Annotated in this window: 17 protein-coding genes; 5 read left to right on the forward strand and 12 right to left on the reverse strand. The window is 65.6% G+C overall.

The features are described 5' to 3' along the window. Window positions 1-664 precede the first annotated feature (664 nt). Window positions 665-1246 carry a hypothetical protein gene (locus ACMGEZ_RS22705; protein WP_436824537.1) on the forward strand — a complete coding sequence of 194 codons (582 nt, stop codon included), beginning with the start codon at window positions 665-667 and terminating at the stop codon, window positions 1244-1246. Between the two features lie 464 nt (window positions 1247-1710). Here the strand turns inward: ACMGEZ_RS22705 and ACMGEZ_RS22710 are convergent, their stop codons facing one another. After that, the gene (locus ACMGEZ_RS22710; protein WP_436824538.1) at window positions 1711-2013 is read right to left on the reverse strand and encodes a hypothetical protein; all 303 of its coding nucleotides are present in this window, start codon (window positions 2011-2013) and stop codon (window positions 1711-1713) included. Window positions 2014-2525: 512 nt separating this feature from the next. On the opposite strand from ACMGEZ_RS22710, the gene groES reads away from it, so the two are divergent. Together groES and groL are read left to right on the forward strand one after the other, a co-directional pair. After that, complete coding sequence (gene groES, locus ACMGEZ_RS22715; protein ID WP_436824539.1) at window positions 2526-2816, forward strand: co-chaperone GroES; 291 nt, start codon at window positions 2526-2528, stop codon at window positions 2814-2816. Between the two features lie 33 nt (window positions 2817-2849). Further along, window positions 2850-4502, forward strand: a complete 1653-nt coding sequence (gene groL, locus ACMGEZ_RS22720; RefSeq protein WP_436824540.1) for a chaperonin GroEL — start codon at window positions 2850-2852, stop codon at window positions 4500-4502. 81 nt (window positions 4503-4583) lie between these two features. Here groL and ACMGEZ_RS22725 read toward each other — a convergent pair whose 3' ends face one another. The 3 genes from ACMGEZ_RS22725 to tal all read right to left on the reverse strand — a co-directional run bounded on the left by ACMGEZ_RS22725 (window position 4584) and on the right by tal (window position 7515). After that, on the reverse strand, window positions 4584-4925 hold the full coding sequence (locus ACMGEZ_RS22725) for a DUF805 domain-containing protein (protein WP_436824541.1): 342 nt from the start codon (window positions 4923-4925) through the stop codon (window positions 4584-4586). 86 nt (window positions 4926-5011) lie between these two features. Then, window positions 5012-6565 (reverse strand): glucose-6-phosphate isomerase, encoded by a 1554-nt coding sequence (gene pgi, locus ACMGEZ_RS22730; protein ID WP_436824542.1) that lies wholly within the window; start codon window positions 6563-6565, stop codon window positions 5012-5014. Next, a complete protein-coding gene (gene tal / locus ACMGEZ_RS22735) occupies window positions 6562-7515 on the reverse strand; it encodes a transaldolase (protein ID WP_436824543.1) in 954 nt (317 codons plus the stop codon). The genes pgi and tal overlap by 4 nt, the downstream gene beginning before the upstream one ends. 109 nt (window positions 7516-7624) lie before the next feature. Here tal and ACMGEZ_RS22740 point away from each other — a divergent pair, with 109 nt between their 5' ends. Next, window positions 7625-8299: a lipocalin family protein gene (locus ACMGEZ_RS22740; RefSeq protein WP_436824544.1), complete on the forward strand. Its 675-nt coding sequence runs from the start codon at window positions 7625-7627 to the stop codon at window positions 8297-8299. Here ACMGEZ_RS22740 and ACMGEZ_RS22745 read toward each other — a convergent pair. Beyond that, window positions 8245-8910, reverse strand: coding sequence for an HAD-IA family hydrolase (locus tag ACMGEZ_RS22745; RefSeq protein ID WP_436824545.1), 666 nt, complete (start codon window positions 8908-8910; stop codon window positions 8245-8247). The two genes, ACMGEZ_RS22740 and ACMGEZ_RS22745, sit on opposite strands and share 55 nt — an antisense overlap. Window positions 8911-9047: 137 nt before the next feature. On the opposite strand from ACMGEZ_RS22745, the gene zwf reads away from it, so the two are divergent. Next, window positions 9048-10523, forward strand: a complete 1476-nt coding sequence (zwf, locus tag ACMGEZ_RS22750) for a glucose-6-phosphate dehydrogenase (protein ID WP_436824546.1) — start codon at window positions 9048-9050, stop codon at window positions 10521-10523. A gap of 40 nt (window positions 10524-10563) precedes the next feature. On the opposite strand, the gene ACMGEZ_RS22755 is transcribed toward zwf, so the two are convergent. The 7 genes from ACMGEZ_RS22755 to ACMGEZ_RS22785 all read right to left on the reverse strand — a co-directional run bounded on the left by ACMGEZ_RS22755 (window position 10564) and on the right by ACMGEZ_RS22785 (window position 19210). After that, on the reverse strand, window positions 10564-11676 hold the full coding sequence (locus tag ACMGEZ_RS22755) for an ABC transporter ATP-binding protein (protein WP_436824547.1): 1113 nt from the start codon (window positions 11674-11676) through the stop codon (window positions 10564-10566). After that, entirely contained in the window at window positions 11673-12665 is a 993-nt protein-coding gene (locus tag ACMGEZ_RS22760) for an ABC transporter ATP-binding protein (RefSeq protein WP_436824548.1), read from the reverse strand. Before ACMGEZ_RS22760 ends, ACMGEZ_RS22755 begins: the two co-directional genes overlap by 4 nt. A 21-nt stretch (window positions 12666-12686) precedes the next feature. Then, window positions 12687-13598 (reverse strand): ABC transporter permease, encoded by a 912-nt coding sequence (locus ACMGEZ_RS22765; RefSeq protein WP_436824549.1) that lies wholly within the window; start codon window positions 13596-13598, stop codon window positions 12687-12689. A gap of 59 nt (window positions 13599-13657) precedes the next feature. Continuing rightward, entirely contained in the window at window positions 13658-15253 is a 1596-nt protein-coding gene (locus ACMGEZ_RS22770; protein WP_436824550.1) for an ABC transporter substrate-binding protein, read from the reverse strand. Between the two features lie 29 nt (window positions 15254-15282). After that, window positions 15283-16536, reverse strand: coding sequence for a M20 aminoacylase family protein (locus ACMGEZ_RS22775; RefSeq protein ID WP_436824551.1), 1254 nt, complete (start codon window positions 16534-16536; stop codon window positions 15283-15285). A gap of 2 nt (window positions 16537-16538) precedes the next feature. Beyond that, window positions 16539-17519, reverse strand: coding sequence for an ABC transporter permease (locus tag ACMGEZ_RS22780; protein ID WP_436824552.1), 981 nt, complete (start codon window positions 17517-17519; stop codon window positions 16539-16541). Window positions 17520-17629: 110 nt separating this feature from the next. After that, window positions 17630-19210 carry an ABC transporter substrate-binding protein gene (locus ACMGEZ_RS22785; protein WP_436824553.1) on the reverse strand — a complete coding sequence of 527 codons (1581 nt, stop codon included), beginning with the start codon at window positions 19208-19210 and terminating at the stop codon, window positions 17630-17632. Between the last annotated feature and the right edge of the window lie 18 nt (window positions 19211-19228).

The raw sequence follows: 19228 nt of genomic DNA on the forward strand, positions 1-19228 counted from the left end.
TCTTGAGCCTGAATGGTGGTTCACTGCGGTCGTTGTCGCCACAGTCATAAACATCCTCAGCAAGTACGTTCTGAAATGGTGGCAATGCCCCTGCTCACGCCGACTGACCCCGGTGCGGAGTTCAATCCGGCGCCCGGAATACGATGCGCTTTTCTCTGGCGGCGCACATCCTCGCAGCGGCGAGCGTGCACGTTCGACAGGAGGATTGCAGCTGTTTTTACACAACCTTGCGCGCGAGGAACACATCCTCAAGCGGACTGGTATGCGACGAATTCATGCAATCGGGCAGGCGCTGGTGACGCTGGAGTCGTGATCGTCTCCAGGAAGGTCGGCGTCGAGATGACGCGCGAGGAGTTGCTCGCGTTCTACGTAGGCAGGACCGCAAATAGCAGTTCCCGGACGACGTGGTGTTCGTCGAGATACGTTTAGCGACGCCAATTAACAAACCGGCTGAACTCTCTCGTCTTTGCTTAGGCCGTCTCCCTGTCATATGAATCCAGCATGAACTAAATCAACTCCTGCGCCGGTCACAGGTATATCATGCTTTGAGTGCGTATGGCGGGAGGCACAGACAACTGGCCGCGTTGGGCAACCGAACTATGGAACGGACCACGCTGGGCGCACACAGGCAACGCGGATTCGGACATATGAATGGAGTTGGATCATGAAATTCAGCTATTTGACCGCATGCCTTCTCTCAATTGCCTTGGGCGCTTCTTCCACTGCCTTTAGCGCGCCCCCTCTGGGCGGCTCACCCGTTACCAAACACCACACAACGAGGGATTATGCGCAGGGTGCCGTATGCGTCAGCGGGGCATGCTCCGGGTTCATTGCGGAGACGAAAGACGCGAATGGGGTGCTGACCGGGACTGTTGAGGCTTACTATTTAGCTGGACCCACCCTCACCTATTTACATTGCGAAGGGCCGGAGTACGCGAACATTCTTTCCATCAATCCGGGCAACGGCGCAACCACTGTCAACGCCACACTTGATCCGTCCGCGCCGGGCTGCACTGGCACTTATGGGGCAACGCTGCACTTGAGCTTTACCGGCACACCCGATGGAACCTACAGCAGCACTACGAGTGGCGACGGGAAAAGTGAGGTCCCTGGGTCGACCCACAGATACCGATTCAACGAACATGTTTTCAGTGAGGCGTTTACCGGGACGAACGGTTTTATAACTGGCGTCATGCCCGGGACGGCTTTATCCCATCGAATCACGAACATAACAAAGGTAAAGTGACGCCCCTCCCCAGCACCGGGGCAGACCACTCCCGGCGGTTTCGATCGGATAGGACGTCCAAAGGTCTGGGCATTCATGAGGAGCGCGAGCTGCCGCTAACGCCGGGCGACTACAAGGTCACGCCCGGCGAGCGCTGGACGGTGGCGGTGCTCAAAACTGGCGAGACGATCTATTCAGGTATCGGACCAGTCGAGATCATGCGCTCGCCAGCGCCGTTCCAGGCCGCGCGGAGGAAAGAATGGCCGACGACCCCCTCAACGGTTTAGGGAAGATCGTTGAGCTACCTTGAACTCTCTGATCAGCATAGTTTGAATTCAGGGTGGGCTTTTCATCCATCTCTGAATTTTCCTGGTCACGCGAGCCGGTCACGAGCGCCCGGCTGCCTTAGTGAGCAACTGGGTTCGTGCTTCAGAACGCCCAGTTCAGGTTGGCCTGAACCCGTGGTCCTTGAGCCCGTTGCCGAATTAATTTTTTGCAAGGTTGACCAGCGCCGCGCATTCGGGCTTGTTCCAGTACAAGCCATTCGTCACCACGTCGTCGTTGAAGCGGACCATGTATTGACAGGTGATGTACTCAGGGCCCGAGCCGGTGCGGAACTGGAAGATGTAATTCCATTCGCGCACGCCCCAGAGGCCCTCGCTCAGTATCCGAAATCCGAAGGCAGCTACTCGGTTCACATGTCCAGAATCGAGCAGCTCTGGGCCGTCATACGACCGCAGCTCGGACGCGATCCCGATGAGGTTGCCTCGCTGGACCTCAAGCTGCAAGCGATGATCTCTGCGTTCGCAGCTGGTGATCGGCAAGCAGGCAGAAGGGCCGCCATCGTGTTACTCAACAAGGCGAGTCGTATCACAGGCGCCGCAGAATAGCGTTCAAAAGACGCGGCGGCGGCATCCTGCCCGCCCGCCCTACTCCGCGCCTGGCGTCCGTGCAAGCGCCGCTGCCCAGTCCCCGCCTACTCCCTCACTTGGCGTCGCACTATCCCACCAGGTGCAGGCGAGTCGCCGCCTGGCCGATGGGTCGTTGCGGTCCGGCGTCATCGGGCTGGCGGCGGCGGCGGCGGCGGCGAATTCAACCAAGTTGCAAAAATTCAAGGTCTGGTGAAAACCGACAACATCCGCCGGCATGCACCTAGCGCCCCTTGAAAGCGTCAGAATTGCGCTTATGATTAGCACTCGCTGAAGAGGAGTGCTAACAGCGCCCCGCTTCCAGTGGCCCAGGCAGGTGGCCGTTCAGCCGCCGCCCAGAACCGAACCCCGTTTCTTATCCAGGAGATGCAATGAAACTTCGTCCTTTGCACGATCGCGTGATCGTCAAGCGCATTGAAAGCGAAACCAAGACCGCCTCGGGCATCGTGATCCCCGACAACGCCGCCGAGAAGCCGGACCAGGGCGAAGTCCTGGCCGTCGGGCCTGGCAAGAAGAACGACAAGGGCGACCTGATCGCACTGAACATCAAGGTCGGCGACCGCGTGCTCTTCGGCAAGTACAGCGGCCAGACCGTGAAGGTCGAGGGCGACGAGCTGCTGGTCATGAAGGAAGACGACCTGTTTGCGGTCGTCGAGAAGTAATCCACCCCCTTTTTCCTGAATCGGAGATATCTCATGGCAGCAAAAGACGTAGTGTTCGGCGGCGAAGCCCGCGCACGCATGGTCGAAGGCGTGAACATCCTGGCCAACGCGGTCAAGGTGACCCTGGGCCCCAAGGGCCGCAACGTGGTGCTCGAGCGCTCCTTCGGCGCCCCCACCGTGACCAAGGACGGCGTGTCGGTCGCCAAGGAAATCGAACTCAAGGACAAGCTCCAGAACATGGGCGCCCAGCTCGTGAAGGAAGTGGCTTCCAAGACCTCGGACAACGCCGGTGACGGCACCACCACCGCGACCGTGCTGGCCCAGGCCATCGTGCGCGAAGGCTTCAAGTACGTGGCCGCGGGCATGAACCCGATGGACCTGAAGCGCGGCATCGACAAGGCGGTCACCGCCCTGGTCGAAGAGCTGAAGAAGGCTTCGAAGGCCACCACCACCTCGAAGGAAATCGCCCAGGTCGGCTCGATCTCGGCCAACAGCGACGAGACCATCGGCAAGATCATCGCGGACGCGATGGACAAGGTCGGCAAGGAAGGCGTGATCACCGTCGAGGACGGCAAGTCGCTCGAAAGCGAGCTGGAAGTCGTCGAAGGCATGCAGTTCGACCGCGGCTACCTGTCGCCCTACTTCATCAACAACCCCGACAAGCAGAGCGCGATCCTCGAGAACCCGTTCGTGCTGCTGTTCGACAAGAAGATCAGCAACATCCGCGATCTGCTGCCGACGCTGGAGCAAGTCGCCAAGGCCAGCCGTCCGCTGCTGATCATCGCCGAGGAAGTCGAAGGCGAAGCCCTCGCGACCCTGGTGGTGAACACCATCCGCGGCATCCTGAAGGTCGTGGCCGTCAAGGCGCCTGGCTTCGGCGACCGCCGCAAGGCCATGCTGGAAGACATCGCCATCCTGACGGGCGGCAAGGTCATCGCCGAAGAAGTGGGCCTGACCCTCGAGAAGGTGACGCTGGCTGACCTCGGCCAGGCCAAGCGCATCGAAGTGGGCAAGGAAAACACCATCATCATCGATGGCGCAGGTGCCGGTTCCGACATCGAAGCCCGCGTGAAGCAGATTCGCGTGCAGATCGAGGAAGCCACCAGCGACTACGACCGCGAGAAGCTGCAGGAGCGCGTGGCCAAGCTGGCCGGCGGCGTGGCGGTGATCAAGGTTGGCGCTGCCACCGAAGTCGAGATGAAAGAAAAGAAGGCCCGCGTCGAAGACGCCCTGCACGCGACCCGCGCTGCAGTGGAAGAAGGCGTGGTGGCCGGCGGCGGCGTGGCACTGCTGCGCGCCAAGCAAGCCGTGGGCGACAAGCTCAAGGGCGACAACGCCGACCAGGACGCCGGCATCCGCCTGGTGCTCAAGGCCATCGAAGCGCCGCTGCGCGAGATCGTGTTCAACGCCGGTGGCGAAGCCAGCGTGGTGGTGAACGCGGTGCTGGCCGGCAAGGGCAACTACGGCTTCAATGCGCAGAACGACACCTACGGCGACATGCTCGAGCTGGGCATCCTGGACCCGACCAAGGTGACCCGCACCGCGCTGCAGAACGCCGCTTCGGTGGCCTCGCTGCTGCTGACGACCGAAGCCATGATCGCCGAAGCGCCGAAGGACGAAGCGCCTGCCGGCGGCGGCATGCCCGACATGGGCGGCATGGGTGGCATGGGAGGCATGGGCATGTAAGACGGCCCGGCGCTTCAGCCAACAAAAAACCCCGCGGTGCGAACCGCGGGGTTTTTTTATGGGCCGGGCTAAAACGCGCTTTCAGGCAGCAGTCGCAAACGGCGGTGCGCCGTATTCGTTGCTCTCGGGCTGGGTCGGCTGGACCATGAAGTACAGCAGGACCAGGCCCACCACCGGGATCAAGCCCAGCAAGAGCCACCAGCCGCTCTTGCCGATGTCGTGCAGGCGGCGCGCGCCGACCGCCAGCAGCGGCAGCAGGAAGGCGAGGATGACGAGTCCGTAGACGATCTCGTGGATGAAGCCGGCCACGATCGCGACGATCACATAGGCAAGCACGAACCACCAGTACTCGGACCGCGACGCGCGGCCGTTGAAATCCACGTATTTGCTGAAGCAAGTCTTGACGGCTTCTTGAAAATTCATCGACAGCTCCTCTTGATAGTTCCCACGGGAAAACTCCCGCGGCCATCATAAAGGGCGGTTCGCCGGCTTTGATGACGGAGTGCCCGCTAACGCAGCCGCGCCAGCAACCCGGCCGTCGAGGCATCCAGGCCCGTCGCATCGCCGGAGGCGAGGCGCGGCTCGATGTCCTTTGCGAGCACCTTGCCGAGCTCCACGCCCCACTGGTCGAAGCTGTTGATGCCCCACAGCGCACCGCTGGTGAACACGCGGTGCTCGTACATCGCGAGGAAGGCGCCGAGCGCCTCGGGGTTCAGCTGGTCGAAGACGAAGAAGCTGCTCGGCCGGTTGCCCGGGAAATTGCGGTGCCCGCCGGCGTCGTGCTTGCCCACCATGAGCGCCTGCGCTTGCGCGAGCGCGTTGGCCAGCAGTTTGGGATGGTGGCCTTCGAGGTCATGCGCCGGCTCGCGCACCGCGATGAACTCCAACGGGATCACATCCGTGCCCTGGTGCAGCATCTGGAAATAGGCGTGCTGCCCGTTGGTGCCGGGCTCGCCCCACAGCACCGGCGAGGTGCCGAAGGGCAGCGCAGCGCCGCTCGCGTCCACCTGCTTGCCGTTGCTTTCCATCTCGAGCTGCTGCAAGTAGGCGGGCAGGCGCTGCAGCGCGCTGTGGTACGGCGCGATGCTGCGGCTCGCGAAGCGGTGGAAATTGCGATACCAGACATCGATCAGCCCGAGGCGCACCGGCAGGTTCTGCGCCAGCGGGGCGCTGCGGAAGTGCTCGTCCATCGCGTGCGCACCGGCGAGCAGCCGGCGGAAGCCCTCGGCGCCGATAGCCAGCGCGATCGGCAGCCCGATGGAGGACCACAGCGAGTAGCGCCCGCCCACCCAGTCCCAGAAGCCGAAGGTGGTTTTGATGCCGAAGGCATGCGCGGCCTCGACGTTGGTGGTGAGCGCAGCGAAGTGGTGGGCGATGTCGGCATTGCCCGACTGCTCGAACCAACGCTTGGCCGAGTGCGCGTTGGCCATGGTCTCGGCCGTGGTGAAGGTCTTCGAGGCGACGAGGAACAGCGTGTGCTCGGGCGCCAGATCGCGCAGCACCCCGGCCAGTTCGTGCCCGTCGACGTTCGAGACGAAGTGGAAGTGCTTGCCCGGCGCCACGTAGGCCTCGAGAGCGCGCACGGCCATCTGCGGCCCGAGGTCCGAGCCGCCGATGCCGATGTTGACCACGTCGGTGATGGTGTGGTCGGTGCGCACCTGCTCGGCATAGGCCAGCATGGCGTCGAGCGTGGCGTGCACCTGCGCCAGCTCGCCCGCCAGCGCGGGCGGCACTGCGGAAGAAGCGGGCGCGCGCAGCAGCGTGTGGAGCACGGCGCGGTCTTCGGTTGGATTGATGTGCTCACCCGCGAACATGGCATCGCGATGTGCCTCGATGCCGGCTTCGCGAGCCAGCGCCAGCAGCAGCGCTTCGGTCTTCGCATCGATCAGGTTCTTGGACAGGTCGGCGAAGAGGTGCGGCGCCGGCTGGCTGAAGGCGCCGAAGCGCTGCGGATCGGCGGCAAAGGCCTGGCGCAGGTCGAAATTTTGGCCGGCCGCATCGTAGTGCGCCTGCAAGCGGCCCCACGCCGAAGTGCGGTCGCAACGCGTCGGGGTGCTGGTCATTCGATTTCCTCCATCAGCTTCTCGAGCTTTACCGCGTCGGCCGCGAAAGCGCGGATGCCCTCGGCCAGCTTCTCGGTGGCCATCGCGTCCTCGTTGAGAGCGAAGCGGAAGGCCGGCTCGTCGAGGATCAGCTTCGGAATGTCGAGTGCCTGCGCGGCATCCGCGTCGAGCGCATGCTCCAGCGGCGCCTCGCTGCCGGCGAGCTCGGCCAGCAGCTCGGGGCTGATGGTCAGCAGGTCGCAGCCCGCGAGCGCCGCGATCTGGCCCACGTTGCGGAAGCTGGCGCCCATTACCTCGGTCCGGATGTCGTGCTTCTTGTAGTACTCGAAGATCTGGCGCACCGACTGGACGCCCGGGTCGTTGGCGCCGGCGCGGGCCGCTTCGTCCCAGGCGCTGCCGGCCGCCTTCTTGTGCCAGTCGTAGATGCGCCCGACGAAGGGCGAGATCAGCTGCACGCCCGCCGCGCCGCAGGCCACCGCCTGGGCGAAGGAGAACAGCAGCGTGAGGTTGGTGTGGATGCCCTTCTGCTCCAGCTCGCGCGCGGCCTCGATGCCTTCCCAGGTGGCGGCGATCTTGATCAGCAAGCGCTTCTCGGTGTCGATGTCCTCGGCACGGTAGAGCGCGACGATGCGCTCGGCCCGCGCCACGGTGGCAGCGGTGTCGAAGCTCAGCCGGGCATCCACCTCGGTCGAGACCCGGCCGGGAATGAGCGAGAGGATCTCGGTGCCGAAGCGCACCAGCAGGCGGTCGATGACCTCGTCGGTCGCAAGATGACCGTGCTTCTTCACGGCCTCGTCGAGCAGAGGCCGGTACTCGGCCTTTTGCACCGCCTTGAGGATGAGGGAAGGATTGGTGGTCGCATCCTGGGGCTTGAACTGGGCCAGCTGGCGGAAATCGCCGGTATCGGCCACCACGGTGGTCCACTGTCGAAGGGCATCGAGTTGGTTCATGCGGGGCATTATCCCGCCGCAAAACTACAGTTCGTGTGGTCCCCGGCTGACGGGGCCGGCCCCCGGCCAGGGCTACGGTCGGTCTCTTGACCGACTCGGAGCAATGCCCATGTTCTCTCGCCGCCCCCAGTCCGCCGCGCCGCAGCGCGTGGTCTTCGATGACCGCGTGCACAGCGCATCCATCGGCACTCTGGCCACGGCTTTCTGCGTCGGCAGCGTGCTGACGCTGCTGGCATTCACGACCGCCCGCGCCTCGCGAAGCGGGCGCCTGGCCGGGCCGGCGGATGGCGCGCCGTTGATGCGCGCGCCCCTGCAGGTGGTCGCCCCGGTGGACCTGCAGCGCTATGTGGGCCTGTGGCACGAGCAGGCGCGCCTGCCCAACCGCTTTGAGAAACGCTGCGCCGGCCCGGTCACGGCCGAATACACGCTGCTGGAGGACGGCAAGCTGCAGGTGCTCAACCGCTGCATGCTGCCCGACGGGCGCGTCGAGGAATCGGTCGGGGTCGCGCGCGTCGCTCCGGTTGCCGGGCAGCCCGGCGCCGGACGACTCGAGGTGAGCTTCGCGCCCGACTGGATGCGCTGGCTTCCCCTGGCCTGGGGCGACTACTGGATCCTCAAGCTCGACCGGGACTACCAGGTGGCCCTGGTCGGCACGCCGGACCGCAAGTACTTGTGGGTGTTGTCACGCGCACCGCAGCTGGAGGAGGCGGCGCTCGAGGCCGAGCTCGACTACGCGCGCTCGCTGGGCTTCGAGGTCGACAAGGTCGAGCGCACCGGCAGATAGGCCGCCAACTGCGACGGCAGCGCACTCGGCGCATCGCAGTGGATGGCGTCCCAGCCGAGCGCGCGTGCGGCCGCCACGTTGGCCGCCGAGTCGTCGATGAACACGGTGTCGGGGGCTGCCAGGCCATAGCGCGCGGCGAGCAGCTCGTAGATCTCGCGCTGCGGCTTGATCATGCGGACGTCGCCCGAGAAGATCCCGCCGTCGAACCACCGAAAGAATTCATGGCGTTGCTCGAGCACGCGCGCGTAGGGCGCAGGCATGTTGGAGAGGTAGTACAGCCGCAGCGCCTCGCCGGCATCGCGGCGCGTGCGCAGCGATGCGAGCAGCTCGACGGTGACGTCGATCGGCTCCAGGCGCTCGCCCATCGGCGCCAACGTCGTGCTGAGCCGCTCCACGGGCAGCGACAGGCGCAGCGCCATGCGCCCGATGGCGTCTTCCAGGCTGTGGGTGCCGCGGTCGAAGCCCAGCCAGTCCTCGTGATGGAACATCTCGCGCGCCAGCGCGTGCGCCGCCTGCGCGGTGGGCGTGTGCGGCGCGACGACCGCGTGCACCAGCGACACCGGCTCCCAGCTCAGCAGCACGGCGCCGAGATCGAACACAACGTTCTTCATGCCTGCTCGTTCAAAAGAAAAATGGTCCCGGGGGACCGGCCCGCAGCTTAAGCCAAGTCGCCGGCGCGACAGCCTCCGTTACCATTCGCGGACGGGCTTCGAGCGCTGAGCATCACCACGACAACACGGATTTCTCCATGAGTTTTGACCTTGTCCTCTTCGGCGGTACCGGCGACCTTACCTGGCGCAAGCTGATGCCGGCATTGTTCCAGGCCTTTCGTCACGGCAGCCTGCCCGAGGGCGGCCGCATCATCGGGGTGGCGCGCGACGAGCTGTCCGACGACGGCTACCGCGAGCTGATCCAATCGCGCTTCGAGGCGGTCGAAGGCGCCAAGCGGCCGACGCCCGAGGAATTCAAGAAGTTCGCCGCCCTGCTCTACTACCAGCGCATGGACCTGTCCCGGACGGAGGACTACGCGAAGCTCGCCGAGCTGCTCACGCAGCGCGACGCGGGCACGGTCGTCATGTATCTCGCCACCGCCCCGGCCCTCTTCACCCAGGTGGTCGAACAGATCGCCGCGGCGGGGCTCAATGGCCCGAAGACCCGCGTGGTGCTCGAGAAGCCGCTGGGGCACGACCTGGCCTCCAACCGCGCCATCAACCGGGCGGTGTGCAAGGTGCTGGCGGAGCACCAGGTGTTCCGCATCGACCACTACCTGGGCAAGCCGTCGGTGCAGAACCTGTTCGCGATGCGCTTCGGCAATGCGCTGTTCGAGCCGATCTGGCGCCGCGAGCACATCGCCAACATCGAGATCACCATCGCAGAGGACCTGGGTGTCGAGAAGCGCGGCGCCTTCTACGATCAGACCGGCGCGCTGCGCGACATGGTGCAGAACCACGCGCTGCAGCTGGTCTGCGCGATCGGCATGGAGCCTCCGATCAACGCGCATGCCGACGCCATCCGCGACGAGAAGCTGAAGGTGCTGCGCGCGCTCAAGCCGTGGACGGCGGAAGCGATCGAGCTGCACGCGATCCGCGGGCAGTACACCGCCGGCACGGCTTATGGCGAGCGCGTGCCGGGCTACCGCGACGAGCCGGGGGTGGACCCGGAGAGCCGCACCGAGACCTTCGTGGCGCTGCGCACCGAAATCGCCAACTGGCGCTGGGCCGGCGTGCCGCTGTACATCCGCACCGGCAAGCGGCTGGCCTCGCGCGATGCGCACATCGCGGTCAACTTCAAGCCGACGCCGCACGCCATCTTCAGGGCACCCCCCAATGCCTTCAACAAGCTGGTGATCAACCTGCAGCCCAGGGACGGGCTGGAACTGCACATGCTCGCCCAGGCGCAGGACGGTCGCCAGCGCAGCAACAACGGCCATCGCTACGCCGGGCCGCAGTTGGCGCCCGTGCAGCTGGACCTCGACTTCGACAAGCGCTTCGGCTCCGAGCGCGTGGGCGCCTACGAGCGCCTGCTGCTCGACGTGATCGATGGCCGCCTCAACCTCTTCGTGCGCAGCGACGAGCAGGAGGAAGCCTGGCGCTGGGTCGAGCCGCTGATCGACAGCTGGGCCTCGGACGGGTCGCCGCGGCCCTACGCAGCGGGAACGTGGGGCCCGAGCGCATCGAGCGCGATGATTGCGCGCGATGGCTTCGCGTGGAGCGAAGAGCAGTAGATACCGAAGCTCAGCGCGCTTCAGGTGCGGATGGCCGTTGTCAGATCCGCCCTTCCTCGACCGCGTGGCAAGCCACCTGTACGCCGCGCAGCATCTGCAGCGGCGGGCGCTCGGCCTTGCAGCGGGCGTTGGCATGCGGGCAGCGTGGGTGGAAGGTGCAGCCGGTGGGTGGGTTGAGCGGGTTGGGGACCTCGCCCTGCACCGGGATGCGCGCCTCGCCGGCGTGCTTCATCTTCGGGATGGCCTCCAGCAGCATGCGGGTGTAGGGGTGCTGCGGCGCCTCGAAGAGCTTCGCCTTGTCTGCCACCTCCACCAGCCGCCCCAGATACATCACCCCGACCTGGTCGGCGACATGCCGCACGACGGCGAGGTTGTGGGAGATGAACAGGTAGGTCAGGCCGCGCTCGCGCTGCAGGTCCTTCATGATGTTGAGGACCTGGGCCTGCACGCTGACGTCCAGCGCGGAGGTCGGCTCGTCGCACACCAGGAACTCGGGCTGGGTGGCCAGGGCCCGCGCGATGGAGATGCGCTGGCGCTGGCCGCCGGAGAACTGATGAGGGTACTTGACCATGTCCAGCGGGCTCAGGCCGACGGACTGCAGCAGCTCGCCGACGCGGGCCTTGAGTGCGGGGCCTTCCTTCAGGATCTCGTGCTCGCGCAAGGGTTCGCCCACGATGTCCTCCACCAGCCAGCGAGGATTGAGGCTGGCGTACGGATCCTGGAAGATCATCTGGATGCGCCGGCGCAGCTTGCGGCCCTCGGCGCTCTTGAACGCGGCGTGCGCGTCCTGGCCATCGAACTGCATGCCGCCGCCGCTGAGCTCGTACAGGCCCACGAGCAGGCGCGCGACGGTGCTCTTGCCGCACCCGGATTCGCCGACCAGGCCCAGGGTCTTGCCGCGCTCGATGGAAAAGCTCACGCCGTCCACCGCGTGCAGCAGCAGGCGCGGCTTGCGCTCGAGCACGCGGTTGAGCCATGGCGGGGAGACGTCGAAGACCTTGGCCAGGTCCTGCGCAACGACCAACGCGCTCGCTGGAGTACCTTCGCCTTCGGCTGCGGTGCTATGAGCCTTCGGAGCGGCCGGGCGGATCACTGGAGTACCTTCGCCTTCGGCTGCGGTGCTATGAGCCTTCGGAGCGGCCGGGCGGCTCATGCGGCGATCCCGTCGATCGAGGAGCTGCTGCGCGCGTCGTGGAGCCAGCACGCGGCGCGGGTGGCACCGGCATTGAGCAGATCGGGCCGCTCGACCAGGCAGCGATCGAAGACGCGCGGGCAGCGTGGGTTGTAGGCGCAGCCGCGCGGGATGGCGTTCAGGCGCGGCATGGCGCCGTCGATCTGGTTGAGGCGTTCGCGGTCCATCGTCATGTCGGGGATGGCGGCCATCAGGCCCGAGGTGTAGGGATGCGCGGGCTGGTGGATCACCTCCTGCACCGGGCCGATCTCGGCGATACGGCCGGCATACATCACAGCCACGCGGTCGCAGGTCTCGGCGATCACGCCCATGTCGTGGGTGATCAGCATCACCGCGGCGCCGCGCTCCTTGCAGATGCGCTTGAGCAGCCTGATGATCTGCGCCTGAATGGAGACATCGAGCGCGGTGGTCGGCTCGTCCGCCACGATCAGCTTGGGCTCGGCAGCCAGCGCCAGCGCGATCACCACGCGCTGGCGCATGCCGCCGGAAAACTGGTGCGGGTAGTGATCGATGCGCTGCGCGGCGCCGGGAATGCCGGTGTCCTGCAGGAGCCCGATGGCGCGCCGGCGCGCTTCGCCCTCGCTCACGGGCAAGTGCGTTCGGATGGTCTCGGTCAGCTGCCTTCCGATGGTGTAGAGCGGGTTGAGCGAGGTCAGCGGGTCCTGGAAGATGGCCCCGATCTTGCGCCCGCGGATATGGCGCATCGCCTCGTGACCCAGGTTGTCGATGCGCTGCCCTTCCAGCACGATCTGGCCCGCGGCAACGCGCCCGGGCGGCTCCAGCAGGCCGATGATGGCGGCGCCCGTCAGGGACTTGCCCGCGCCGGACTCTCCCACCACGCCGAGGATCTCGCCCGGTGCGATCTCGAAGCTGATGTCGTCCAGCGCACGCAGCGTGCCGCGGCGGTGCGGGAATTCGACCACCAGGTTGCGGACTTGCAGAAGACTCATTCGTTGTGTCCTGTCTTGGCTTCAGCGCAGGCGCGGGTTGAGCGCGTCGCGCAACCAGTCGCCCAGAAGGTTCACGCTCAGTGCGATCAGGACCAGCATCGCCCCGGGGAAGACGGTGATCCACCATTCGCCCGAGAACAGGTAGTCGTTGCCGACGCGGATCAGGGTGCCCAGCGAGGGCGACGTCGGCGGCACGCCGACCCCGAGAAAGGACAGCGTCGCCTCCGTGATGATCGCCGTGGCCACCTGGATCGTGGCCAGCACCAGCACCGGGCCCAGCACGTTGGGCAACACGTGCCGGCGCATGATGCGAAGCGGCGCGACGCCGGTCACGCGGGCGGCCTGCACGTATTCCTTGTTGCGCTCCACCAGCGTCGAGCCGCGTACCGTGCGTGCGTACTGCACCCAGCCGGTGAGCGAGATCGAGATGATCAGCACGCCGAATGCAACCGTGTCGTGCGCGTTGGGGAACAGCGCGCGCCCCACGCCGGCGATCAGCAGCGCGACCAGGATGGGCGGGAAGGACAGCATCACGTCGCACACGCGCATCAGGAAGGCATCCAGCCACCCGCCCCAGAAGCCGGCCAGCAGGCCCAGCAGCACGCCGGCCGCGACCGAAAGCAGCACCGAGACCAGGCCCACGACCAGCGAGATGCGTGCACCGTAGATCAATGCCGAAAGGATGTCGCGGCCCTGGTCGTCGGTGCCCAGCAGGTACTTGGTCGTGCCTTCGGCCTCCCAGGCAGGCGGCAGGCGCGCATCGCCGAGCTCGAGCGCGGCGAGGTCGAACGGATTGTGGGGCGACACCCACCCGGCGAAGACCGAACAGAAGATGCAGACGAAGGCGATCGCCGCCGCGAGCATCGCGACCGGCGAGGAGCGGAAGCTGTGGCCGATGTCGCTGTCGAGCCAACGGGCCAGTGTCTTTTTCATCGGGTTGCCTAAAAAGCGGGCCTGCGTCGCAGGCCCTCGGAGTCATTTGCCGTCGATCGTCAAGGCTTGGCGGGGGCCTTGATGCTCATCCACTTGAAGAACATGAAGTTGTCGGCGAGCTGGGTCAGCTCGACGTTCTTGCTCACGCCCCAGGCCAGCGACTGCTGGTGCAGCGGCAGGTGGCCGATGTCGTCCGCGTGGATCTTGAAGGCTTCCTTGATCAGCTCGTTGCGCTTGGCCTTGTCCGTCTCCACCTGGATCTTCTTGGTCACGTCGTCGAGCTTCGGATTGCAGTAGGCGCCGAGGTTGAACTGCCCGGCGCCCTTGTCGTCCGGGCAGGCCGTCAGCGAGCTCAGCGCGTTGTGCGCGTCGTAGGTGGTCGGCGTCCAGCCCAGCAGATAGAAGCTGGTGTCGCGGCGCAGGATCTTGGGGAAGTAGGTCCCCTTGGTCTCGGTGGCCAGGTTGATCTTGACGCCGATGCGCGCCAGGTTCGCGGCCACGCTCTGGCAGATCTGGCCGTCGTTCACGTAACGGTCGTTCGGGCAGTTCATCGTGACCTCGAAGCCGTTCGGATAGCCGGCATCGGTCAGCAGCTTCTTGGCAGCTTCGACCTCGTAGGGCAGGCGCTTGTCCTGCTCGGCGTTCCAGCCGTTGATGCCCGGGCCCACCAGCAGCGCGGTGGGGCGGGAGGCGCCGCGCATCACAGTGCGGTGGATGCCGTTGATGTCGATGGCCTGGTAGAAGGCCTGCCGCACCCGCTTGTCCTTGAAGGGGTTCTTGCCCTTGACGTTGGAGTACTGCAACTCGTCACGCTTCTGGTCCATGCCGAGGAAGATGGTGCGCAGTTCGGGACCGGCGATCACGCGGGCGCCGGGGCTGGCGTTGATGCGCGCAATGTCCTGCACGGGCACCGGCTCCATCACGTCGACCTCGCCCGAGACCAGCGCTGCGACGCGCGTCGCCGGGTTGGCGATGGGGGTGAAGACGATCTCCTGCGCGTTGCCCTCGATCTTGCCCCAGTAGCTGCCGTTGCGGACGAAGACGGTGCGCACGTTCGGCTGGCGCTCGCGCACGCGGTACGGGCCGGTGCCGTTGGCCTTGAACGAAGCCGTGTTCTCGATGCCCTTGCGGCGATCGACCGGGTTGGTCGCCTGGTTGGCCTCGCACCACTTCTGGCTCATGACCATGATCTGGGTGATCACGTCGGGCAGGATGGGGAACGGCGCCAGGGTCTCGATTTCGACGGCCGAGTCGCCGACCTTGCGCACTTCCTTGATCTCGCTCACATGCGCCTTCATGTCGGAGCCTTCGCCCGCGGCGCGGCGGAAGCTGAACACGACGTCCTCCGGCGTGAGCGGGGTGCCGTCGTGGAACTGGACGCCCTTGCGCAGCTCGAAGCGCCAGACCGTGGGCGAGCTCTGCTTCCAGGACGTAGCCAGCAAAGGAGCCAGGCTGAGGTCCTTGTTGCGCCCGACCAGGGATTCGTAGACGTTCGAGGTTACCGAGAGCTGCAGCGACTCGTTCAGTGAGTGCGGATCGAGCGACAGCGCATCCCCTTGATTGGCGATCCGGAGAGTCTGCGCGCCCGCGGGCAGGCAGAGAGCACCCAACGCGGACATGACGGCCATCGTGGCCAGCTTGTTTCTCAGGTTCATGGAAGCACTCCTCGGGTTGAAAGGGTTTCTCAGGACGTCGCTGATGCAGCCACGCTGGTCGTGGGTCGCGCTGCGGCGTTCAGGGGCATGCCCTGCTCGATCAGGCCCGCGTGCAAGGCGGCGCCGAGCGGCAGGATCTCGTCGTTGAAGTCGTAGCGGCTGTTGTGCAGGAACGCGCCGCCGCGAGCATCCTGGCCGATGCGCAAATAGGCGCCGGCCTTCTTCTGCAGCATGAAGGAAAAGTCCTCGGCGCCCATGCTCGGCTCCATGTTGCGCTCGACGTTGTGCGCACCCACGAGGGATTGCGCTACATCGCCGGCGAACATCGCCTCGGGCGCGGTGTTGATGGTGGCCGGGTAAATGCGCTCGAACTTGACCTGGGCCGTGGCGCCGAAGCCGGCCGCGACGGCGGAGCACAGCTCCACCAGCCGCTGCTCGATCTGCGCCTGCACCCGGACGCTGAAGGTGCGCACCGTGCCCACGAGCGTCGCCTTGCCGGGTACAACGCTCATGGCCCCGAGGTCGCCGGCCTGCACCGCGCAGATGCTGATCACGGCCGCGTCGATGGGCCGCACATTGCGCGAGACGATGGTCTGCACCGCCGTGATGACATGCGCCGAGACCAGCACAGGGTCGACGGTGAGGTAGGCATGCGCGCCGTGGCCGCCCTTGCCCTCGATCTCGATGGTGATGCGGTCGGCGGCTGCCATCATGGCGCCGCGGTTGATGCCCACTGTGCCGGCGGGCAGGCCGGGCCAGTTGTGCATCGCGTACACCGCGCTGACGGGGAAGCGGTCGAACAGACCGTCCTCGATCATTGCTCGCGCGCCGGCGAAGCCCTCCTCGCCCGGCTGGAAGATCAGCACGGCCGTGCCGTCGAAGTCGCGGGTCTCGGCCAGGTAGCGCGCGGCGCCGACCAGCATGGCGGTATGGCCGTCGTGGCCGCAGCCGTGCATCAGGCCCTTCTTCGCGGAGCGCCAGCCGAAGTCGTTGTCCTCGCACATCGGCAGAGCGTCCATGTCGGCGCGCAGGCCGATCATGCGGCCGCTGGCCGTGGAGCGCCCGCGGATCACGCCGACCACGCCGGTCTTGCCGATGCCGGGATGGATCTCGTCGACGCCGCAGGCCCGCAGCGACTCCTGCACGCGGCCGGAGGTGTAGATCTCCTCGAAACCGAGCTCGGGGTGCGCATGCAGGTCGCGCCGGAAGGCGGTGATCTCGGGATGGAAGCGCGCGATGTGCGCAAAGGCCCGTCCCGAGGCCTGGTAGCGGGGGGCGTCCATCGTCAATGCCCTCCCGCCCTGCCGATGCGCAGTCGCGGGTCGACCACGAAGTACAGCAGGTCCACGATCAGGTTGATGACGACGAAGATCAGCGCGATCAGGCACAGGTAGGCGGCCATCACTGGAATGTCGGCGAAAGTGACGGCCTGGATGAAGAGCAGGCCCATGCCGGGCCACTGGAAGACCGACTCGGTGATGATGGCGAAGGCGATCAGCCCACCCAGCTGCAGGCCGGTGATGGTCATCACCGGCACCAGCGTGTTCTTGAGCGCATGCCCGAAATGGATGGCGCGGTCCGACAGGCCGCGGGCGCGCGCGAACTTGATGTAGTCGGTGCGCAGGACCTCCAGCATCTCGGCGCGAACCAGCCGCATGATGAGCGTGAGCTGGAAGATGGCGAGCGTCACCGCCGGCAGCACGATGTGCATCCAGCCGTCGGCGCGCAGCAGCCCGGTGCTCCACCAGCCCAGCTGCACCGTCTCGCCGCGCCCGAAGCTGGGAAACCAGCCGAGCAGCACGGCGAAGACCAGGATCAGCAGGATGCCGATCAGGAAGGTGGGCAGCGAGACGCCCAGCAGCGAGACCGTCATGAACACCTGGCTCATGAAGGTGCCCCGCCGCAGCGCCGTATAGACGCCCATCGGGATGCCGATCGCCAGCGCCAGGAAGGCGGCAACCAGCGACAGCTCGAGGGTTGCAGGGAAGCGCTCGCCGATCAGGCGCGAAACCTTGCTGCCCTGGCGCAGGCTGAGACCGAACTCGCCTTGCGAGGCGTTGACCAGGAAATGCCAGAACTGGACGAAGAAGGGCTTGTCCAGGCCGAGCCCTGCGCGCAGCTCGCGGATCTGCTCGGGCGTCGCATCCTGACCGAGCAGGAACACGACCGGATCGCCCACGTACTGGAACAGGAGGAAGGCGATAAAGGCGACCGCGACCATGACGATCACGGCCTGGATCAGGCGGCGCAGTACGAAAGCAATCATTCAGCAGGGCACGTGTTCAATGATGCTAGCAGAGCAAGCCGCATGCCCAAGAGGTGGTTCCCCGGGGGCGGCCTGCTCGAGCTCGCCAGGAAAGCGGGCGATCGCCAGGATCAGTTCACCTTGATGAGACGCCAGTCGAGCCGGTTGTCGGCACGGTGGACCACGTCGATGTTCTTCTTCATCGCCCAAGGGATGATCTGGTTGTGCAGCGGGATGTGCGCGACGTCGTCGTTCTGCAACTGCAGCGCTTCGGTCAGCAGACGGTCGCGCACCGGGATGTCGGTTTCCGTCTTCACGCGGTCGATGATCTGGTCCATCTTCGGATTGCTGTAGCGCCCGACGTTGTAGTTGCCGTCGCCGCCGCCGCCCACCGAGCGCGTGAGCGACTGCAGGCTGTAAAGGGCGTCGAAGGTCGGGACGCCCCACCCGAGCATGTAGATGCTGGCCTCGTAGCGCTGGATCATCGGGAAGTAGGTCACCAATGGCAGGGTCCGCAGCTTGGCTTTGACGCCGACGCGCGCCCACATGGCGGTCACCGCCTGGCAGATCTCCTCGTCGTTGATGTAGCGGTTGTTCGGGCAGGCGAAATCGACTTCGAAGCCGCCGGGGTAGCCGGCATCTGCGAGCAGCTTCTTGGCGACTTCGGGGTCGTAGGCATGGCGCTTGTGCACCCCTTCTGTCCAGCCGTTGACCTGCGGGGCTACCAGCGCGCCGGTGGGCTGGCTCAAGCCGCGCATGGTGACCCGGGTCAGGCTGGCAATGTCGATCGCCTGGTAGAGGGCCTTGCGCACCCGCTGGTCCTTCAACGGGTTCTTGCCCTTGACGCTGGAGCCGGGCAGCTCGTCACGGAACTGGTCCATGCCGAAGAAGATGGTGCGGTTCTCGATCCCGTCGATGACCTTCAGGTTGCCGCTCTGGCGCAGGCGGCCCAGGTCCTGAGGGCTGGGGTCGAGCACGAAGTCGACCTCGCCGGAGAGCAGTGCGGCGGCACGCGTTGCTTCCTGCTTGATGGGGGCATAGACCACTTCGGTCACGTTGGAATCGTTCTTGCCCCAGTAGTGCGGGTTCTTCACCAGCACCAGGCGCTGGTCCGGCTGCCATTCCTTCACCATGAAGGCGCCGGTGCCCATCGCGTTGCGGTGCGCGTAGCTTTCCTCGGGGGTCTTGATGTCCTTCGGTTCGACGGACTTGTTCTTCTCCGCCCAGGCCTTGCTCATGATGCGCAGCTCGGTCAACTGGTTGAGCAGCACCGGATTGGGGCCCTTGAGCAGGATGTCGACCGTGTCCTCATCGACTTTGACCACCTTGTCGATGCCCTGGGTGTAGACAGCGTAATTGGAGGTCTTGGCCATGGCACGCGTCAGCGAATACACCACGTCTTCTGCCGTGAGCGCGGAGCCGTCGCTGAACTTGACGCCGCTGCGCAACGTGAAGCGCACCTGTGTCGGCGAGACATTCTTCCAACTGCTTGCCAACTGAGCCTCTGGCTTGAAGGTCTTGCTGTTGTAGTAGACCAACGAGTCATAGACGGCCGCATGCACACCATTGCCCAGGGCGTTGTTCTGCGAATGGATGTCGAGCGTGGGAATGTCGCTCGCACTCGACCATTTGAAGGTCTTGGCGTGCAGTGCAGGCGCAACCAGCATGGCAGCCGCGAGGGCAACAGGAAAGAAGACGAGCTTTGAACCCATGGTTAACCTTCAGTCACA

The organism is Variovorax stachyos, assembly GCF_051400855.1.
Classification (GTDB): Bacteria; Pseudomonadota; Gammaproteobacteria; order Burkholderiales; family Burkholderiaceae_C; genus Variovorax.